Source organism: Arthrobacter sp. I3 (genome assembly GCF_000520575.1).
GTDB classification, from domain to species: Bacteria; Actinomycetota; Actinomycetes; order Actinomycetales; family Micrococcaceae; genus Arthrobacter; species Arthrobacter humicola_A.
Window position 1 is genome coordinate 84,226 of record NZ_KI914976.1, and the last position, 6,663, is coordinate 90,888.

At 65.1% G+C, this 6,663-nt stretch carries 6 protein-coding genes and 1 pseudogene; 4 read left to right on the forward strand and 3 right to left on the reverse strand.

The features are described from left to right. From Y706_RS29900 to Y706_RS0122440, 3 genes and pseudogenes are all read right to left on the reverse strand, one after another. Positions 1-278: pseudogene (locus Y706_RS29900) on the reverse strand (HNH endonuclease); the annotation flags it as partial. A gap of 129 nt (positions 279-407) precedes the next feature. Then, positions 408-1,373: an amidohydrolase family protein gene (locus tag Y706_RS0122435; protein WP_028278330.1), complete on the reverse strand. Its 966-nt coding sequence runs from the start codon at positions 1,371-1,373 to the stop codon at positions 408-410. 196 nt (positions 1,374-1,569) lie between these two features. Beyond that, on the reverse strand, positions 1,570-2,088 hold the full coding sequence (locus Y706_RS0122440) for a GNAT family N-acetyltransferase (RefSeq protein WP_028278331.1): 519 nt from the start codon (positions 2,086-2,088) through the stop codon (positions 1,570-1,572). Between the two features lie 248 nt (positions 2,089-2,336). Here Y706_RS0122440 and murA point away from each other — a divergent pair, with 248 nt between their 5' ends. Genes murA through Y706_RS0122460 form a run of 4 tightly spaced genes read left to right on the forward strand, consistent with a single transcriptional unit; the run spans position 2,337 to position 6,631 of the window. After that, a complete protein-coding gene (gene murA / locus Y706_RS0122445) occupies positions 2,337-3,662 on the forward strand; it encodes a UDP-N-acetylglucosamine 1-carboxyvinyltransferase (protein ID WP_028278332.1) in 1,326 nt (441 codons plus the stop codon). Between the two features lie 10 nt (positions 3,663-3,672). Continuing rightward, the gene (locus tag Y706_RS0122450) at positions 3,673-4,419 is read left to right on the forward strand and encodes a lysophospholipid acyltransferase family protein (protein ID WP_028278333.1); all 747 of its coding nucleotides are present in this window, start codon (positions 3,673-3,675) and stop codon (positions 4,417-4,419) included. Then, positions 4,416-5,483: an NAD(P)H-dependent glycerol-3-phosphate dehydrogenase gene (locus tag Y706_RS0122455; protein WP_028278334.1), complete on the forward strand. Its 1,068-nt coding sequence runs from the start codon at positions 4,416-4,418 to the stop codon at positions 5,481-5,483. The genes Y706_RS0122450 and Y706_RS0122455 overlap by 4 nt, the downstream gene beginning before the upstream one ends. A 17-nt stretch (positions 5,484-5,500) precedes the next feature. Further along, positions 5,501-6,631: a D-alanine--D-alanine ligase family protein gene (locus Y706_RS0122460; protein ID WP_028278335.1), complete on the forward strand. Its 1,131-nt coding sequence runs from the start codon at positions 5,501-5,503 to the stop codon at positions 6,629-6,631. The last annotated feature ends 32 nt before the right edge of the window (positions 6,632-6,663 follow it).

Sequence of the window (6,663 nt, forward strand, 5' to 3'; positions counted from 1 at the left end):
CGGGCTTGTTCGCGGCGTTGGAGCAGGTCGAAGGCCACGGCGAGCCGGGCCTGTTCCGCGGACGCGGCGGACTTCCAGTCTTCCAGTTCCCGGATCCGGTCAATGATCCCGGCACTGTCCGTGGGCGGACAGCCTAAGCCCAGCGGTCCGGCGGCCAGCCGGCCCCTCAAGGCCGCCTCTGCGGTGCCCGGAATGGCGGCGGCATCGCCCGCGGCGCGGCCGAAGCCGGCGTCGCCGTGTCCTGCCGGAGCCACTTCGGGCCCGTGATTGCCGTCCACGAATTCAGTGTTTCAGGGACCTCTGACAATCAGATTCTTTCCTGCGGATCGTACGTGCCCGCTCCAAAGACTCAACCGTCCTCCACCGAACCCCGCCTGCCAGGGGGCGCAACACGCACAATATATGAACTAAGTCTGCGCAGGCCTGAGCCGGGGAAAAAGCGCCTCGGAATTGCCGCGGTCTATCGCTGTGCGCACGGAGGGGTCCAGCGGATAATTCTCATACTCCATATTCAGGAAATCGATCGCCGCAGAGGGTGCGAACGGGAAGTCAGTTCCGTATGTGATGCGGCCCGGGTCAGCTACCTCGAGCAGGCTGGGCAGGGCCGCCGGGCTGGCGGATAGGGCCACGTCGTAATAAAACCGCCGCAAGATGGACTGCTTCTTATCTCCCAGCGCCGCCAGTGCACTGAGGGCCAGGTCCTTATCGTTGAGCATCGTCAGCAGGATCCTGTAGGCGATGTAAGGCACGAAGCCGCCCGCGTGGGCCAGGATGAACCTGATTCCCGAGAACTTTTCCATCGCACCGGACAGGATCAGGCTGATAGCGGTGCGGGTCGTGTCGAGCATGAAATCTGCGGCAAAGGCGGGTATGCCCGGCACCGCCGGACCGGGCAGTTCAGCGGGGTGGACGAACACTACGGCCCGGCGGTGGTGCAGGAACTCCAGCAGAGGCTCAAAGCCAGGATCGCCCAGATAGCGGCCGGCGTTGTTGGCCAGCAATACGATCCCGTCCGCGAGCAGGGTGTCCAGGGCGTACTGGGCCTCCGCCAGGGCGCCTTGCACGTCCGGCAGCGTGAGCGTCGCGAAGAACCCGAACCGCTCAGGCCGGGCAGCGACCACCTCTGCACTGTATTCGTTGATCTCCCGCGCCCGCCGCCGTGCCTCCGCGGCGTCCCCGAAGTACACGCCGGGAGTGGACAGGGACAAGATGCCGGTCTGCACGTCGTGCCTGTCCATGAACTTCAACGCTGAGCGTTCGGACCACGACGGCAGGCCAACGCCGCCGGGGCGGATGCCCTTTTCAAGCATCCAGCGCGCATACCCGGGCGGAACGATGTGCTGGTGAGTGTCAATGCGGTACGGCCGGCCCATCCGGATCCTTGTCCACGTCGTTTCGCTGATATGCGGGCCCTCAGCGGATGTGAACAATCTACGCGCAAATCCGACCCCTGAGCAGACCGCCGAACGGTGCCTGGGACTGAGCTGGACCGTCACTGGGTGCTCGTCGAACTCCTGTGTACCGAACGCCGCGGGCGCCGGGATCCGTTCCTTCTACTTGAGCTTCCGGTTAGGCGGGCCCGATCCAGTAGCGGCGTTTGCTGTTGCGGCTGTCTTCGTAGATGCCACCGTTCTTTTCGATTGTGGCCCTTGAACCGGCGTTATCTTCATCGCAAGTGAGGAGAATCCGGGCGATGCCCAGCTCCCTTGCAATTGGCAGGGCGTTGGTCAAAGCGGCAGCTGCGTGGCCGCGGCGCCGGGCGGAGGGCCTCACGCTGTAGCCGATGTGCCCACCCTGGTTGAGGAGGAAATCGTTCAGCTCGTGCCGGATGGCCAGTGAGCCAAGGAAGGTGTCACCGTCCACGATCCACAGGTACGTGCAGGGAACGTACCCTGGTTTCCTCGGGCTCTCCGGCCTGGCATCGTTGACGAGGGCATCGACGAAGCGGAGGAACGACTGGTCATCTTTGAGTTCTTCCAGTGGCCAGTCCTCCGCGCCCGCGCCGTCCCGGTGGGCGCCGTCAAATTCGGCGGATCCCTCCAGCCAGGAGGCGTGATAACTGACGTCCGGAGCGATAAGGCGAGGCATCACACGATCGTATTCGAAGGGTTCTCCTTTTCGCAGGAGTCGGTCCGGTCCTCGTTTCAACGGGCAAACCCTCAACGCTCACCCGATGCAACGTCCGCAGGCCCGAAAGCGCCGCCGCATCCGTGCCGAAAGGACCAACACGGGGCCCCTGGAACCGCTCCGTATTTCAGATCGGTAACGGATGCTCCTATGCTTAGCTGGAGCCTTTGTAAGGATTTGGGGGCGAGTAGTCGTGAGGAAACCGGTATATGAGTAGTGTTCTGACAATCCGCGGAGGCGTCCCGCTAACTGGCCGCGTCACCGTTCGCGGGGCCAAGAATCTTGTCCCCAAGGCCATGGTTGCCGCCCTTTTGGGCAATGAGCCATCGGTGTTGCGCAACGTGCCTGAAATTAAGGACGTTGAGGTTGTCACGAGCCTGCTTCAGCTCCACGGCGTCAGGGTCGACAAGGATCCCGTGACCGGCGATCTGACGCTTGACCCGAAGGGCGCCAAGACGGCTTCCAGCACGGCCATCGACGCCCACGCCGGCGATTCGCGCATTCCGATCCTGCTGTGCGGGCCGCTGATCCACGCCATCGGCGAGGCCTTTATCCCGGACCTGGGTGGCTGCAAGATCGGCGACCGTCCGATCGATTACCACCTCAATGTCCTGCGCCAGTTCGGCGCCGTCGTGGAAAAGCGCCCCGGCGGCATCCACATCTCCGCGCCCAACGGGCTCAAGGGCGCCAAGATTGCGCTGCCCTACCCGTCCGTGGGCGCCACTGAGCAGGTCCTGCTGAGCGCCACGCGCGCAGAAGGCATCACCGAACTCTCCGGGGCGGCTACCGAACCGGAAATCGTGGACCTCATCGCGGTGCTGCAGAAGATGGGCGCCATCATCAGCGTCCAGACTGACCGCACCATCCGCATCGAGGGCGTCCGTGACCTCGGCGGCTACAATCACCGCGCCCTCTCGGACCGCAACGAGTCCGCCTCCTGGGCTTCCGCGGCCTTGGTCACCCGCGGCGACATCTTTGTCGAAGGCGCCACCCAGCGGGACATGATGACCTTCCTGAACACGTACCGCAAGGTCGGCGGCGGCATGGACATCGGCGACGACGGCATCCGCTTCTACCACCGCGGCGGCAAGCTCAACCCCCTGGTCCTCGAAACAGACGTGCACCCCGGATTCATGACGGACTGGCAGCAGCCGCTCATCGTCGCCCTGACCCAGGCCGAGGGCGTTTCGATTGTCCACGAGACCGTGTACGAGAACCGGTTCGGCTTCACCGATGCACTGATCCGCATGGGCGCCAATATCCAGGTCCACCGCGAGTGCCTCGGCAGCGTGCCGTGCCGCTTCGGCCAGCGCAACTTCCTGCACTCCGCCGTCATCTCCGGTCCGGCGCAGCTCAAGGGCACCGACATCGACGTCCCGGACCTGCGCGGCGGATTCAGCCACCTCATTGCCGCCCTGGCCGCCACCGGCACCTCCCGCGTCACGGGAATCGACATCATCAACCGCGGCTACGAGCGCTTTACCGAGAAGCTCGCGGGCCTCGGCGCCGATTTCGACATCACCTCGGCCAAGTAGCGGGGGTCCCGTGAAGGAATCGGCCAAGAGCCACGTCACGTTCGTGACAGTCGCCGGGATCATCCGGCCCGTGATGAACCTCCTCATGGGAAAGAGGTGGGAAGGCCTCGAAAAGCTCCCCGCCGGGGGCTTCATCGCCGCGCCCAACCACTGCACGGAAATCGACCCGCTGGTGGTGGGGCACATGCTCTACAACCAGAAACGGATGCCGCATTTCCTCGCCAAGGCCGGCCTTTTCAAGGTGCCGGTCCTTGGCGCCGTCCTGCGGTCCACCAAGCAGATCCCGGTGGAACGTTCGACGACGGGGGCGAACCGTTCGCTGCAACTCGCCAAAGAGATCGTGAACGAAGGCGGGGCGATCATCATCTACCCAGAGGGAACCCTGACCCGGGACCCGGCACTCTGGCCGATGAAAGGGCACACCGGTGCAGCGCGGATGGCACTGGAGAGCGGCATTCCCGTGGTGCCCATCGCCCACTGGGGTGCCCAAGAGGTCTTCCCGCGGTATGCGAAACGTTTCTACATTTTCCCCCGCAAGACCTCCCGCCTGGTGGTCGGGGATCCCGTGGACCTGAGCGCGTTTGAGGGCCACCCGCTGGACAAGGCGACGCTCGACGCAGCCACGAATGCCATCATGGACGCCATCACCGGCCTCCTGGCAGGACTGCGTGGAGAACAACCGCCCGCGCAACGCTGGAACCCGGCGGCGCACAACCAGCCAACCCACGGCCGTATAGACCCGGACGTCACAACGTGACGACAGATCTAGGGACGTCGGCAGCCCGCGAATCCGGGTCCGCCACCACAGTGGCCGTTCTGGGGGCAGGTTCTTGGGGTACCACCTTCGCCAAGGTTGTTGCTGACGCGGCCACCGCCTCCGGGGTCGAACGAAACATCCGCCTCTGGGGCCGGCGTCCCGAAGTCGTGGACCAGATCAACACCCTGCACCGCAACGAGCAGTATCTGAAGGGCATCACGCTGCCGTCCTGCATCACAGCGTCGAAGGACGTTTCCGAGGTCCTGGCGGGCGCGGAGCTGGTCATCCTGGCCGTGCCGGCACAAACCCTGCGGCCGCAACTGCAGGCCTGGAAGGAGCATCTGGCGCCTGGGGCCGTCGTGGTGTCCCTGATGAAGGGCCTCGAGCTCCACACCGACGCCCGCATGAGCGAGGTCATCTGCACGGAGCTGGACCTGCCGGCGGACCGGGTTGCCGTGGTATCCGGCCCCAACCTGGCCATGGAGATCGCCCGGGAAGAACCAACGGCATCCGTCGTCGCCTGCACGGAACCGGTCACTGCCGGTTGGATCGCGCGCACCTGCACCGCGCCCTATTTCCGCCCATACACCACCAACGATGTGGTCGGCGTCGAAATCGGCGGGATCGTCAAAAACGTCATTGCCCTGGCCGTCGGCATTTGTGAAGGCAAGCAGATGGGCGACAACACCAAGGCCTCGGTCATCACCCGCGGCTTGGCGGAGACCTCCCGGCTGACACTCGCCCTGGGCGGCGAAGCCCGGACCATGGCTGGGCTTGCCGGACTGGGTGACCTGGTAGCCACCTGTTCCTCGCCCCTGTCCCGAAACCACACGGCCGGCAGGCTGCTTGGCAAGGGGCTGACCCTCGAGCAGGTCACCGCCGAAATGAAGCAAACGGCCGAAGGCATCAAATCCAGCCAGGCGGTCCACGAACTCGCCGGAAAGCTCGGCGTCGATATGCCGATCACGGCCGCCGTCGTCGCGGTCCTTGCCGGAAAACTGTCCGTCGACGAACTGGGGCCGCTGCTGCTGTCCCGGGACCTGAAACCCGAAGGCGATTACTGAGAGTGTCAGAGAAGAACATGATCACAGAAGACCGTACGGGCCAGTCCAAGCCCCGCGTGGCGGTGCTGTTCGGCGGCCGTTCCAGCGAGCACGCCGTCAGCTGCGTGACAGCCGCCGGCGTCCTGGGAGCCATCGACAGGGACAAATACGACGTCATCCCGATCGGAATCGCCAAGACCGGCCAGTGGGTTTTGGCCTCCGGCGGAACAGACGAGTGGTCGCTCTCCGCCTCGTCGCTGCCCGAGGTGGCCCCCTCAGCGCAGACCGTCACCCTGGCCGAGATCGGCGGCGAGCACCAGCTGATCGTCGCAGCCCCGAACACCGTCCCGCAGGAGCTGGGAGCCGTCGACGTCGTCTTCCCGCTGCTGCACGGGCCTTTCGGCGAAGACGGAACCATCCAGGGCCTCCTGGAACTGTCCGACACCCGCTACGTGGGCGCGGGCGTGCTCGCGTCCGCCGTCGGCATGGACAAACACTTCATGAAGGTGGTCTTTGAATCGGCCGGGCTCCACGTGGGACCCTACATCGCCGTGACTGACCGGCAATGGCGGAACGATCCCGAGACCGTCCGCAAACGCGTGGACCAGCTAGGCTTCCCGGTATTCGTCAAGCCCGCCCGGGCAGGGTCTTCCATGGGCATCTCCAAGGTGGACTCCCTCGAGGGCCTCGACGCCGCCATAGAGATCGCCCGCGAGCACGACCCCAAGCTGGTCATCGAGGCCGGCATCCCGGGCCGCGAGATCGAATGTGCCGTGCTGGAGGGCCGGGGGACCGATGCTCCCCGGACGTCCATGCCGGGCGAGATTTCCGTCGCGGGCGGCGGCCATGAATTCTATGACTTCAACGCCAAATATGTGGACGACGCCGCGGCCCTCAGCTGCCCCGCCGACCTCCCCGAGGAAGCGATCGCCCGTGTCCGGGAACTGGCCGCGGTCGCTTTCGACGCCGTCGGCGGCGAGGGACTAAGCCGGGTTGACTTCTTCTACACCCCTGATGGCGAACTGATCATCAACGAGATCAACACCATGCCCGGGTTTACGCCCAAGAGCATGTACCCGCAGATGTGGAAGGCCTCAGGGCTGGGCTACGCCGACCTGATTGACGAGCTGATCCACCTGGCCCTGCACCGCAAGACCGGCCTGCGCTAGAACCGCGCTGCGCTAAAACCGGGCAGGCGCGG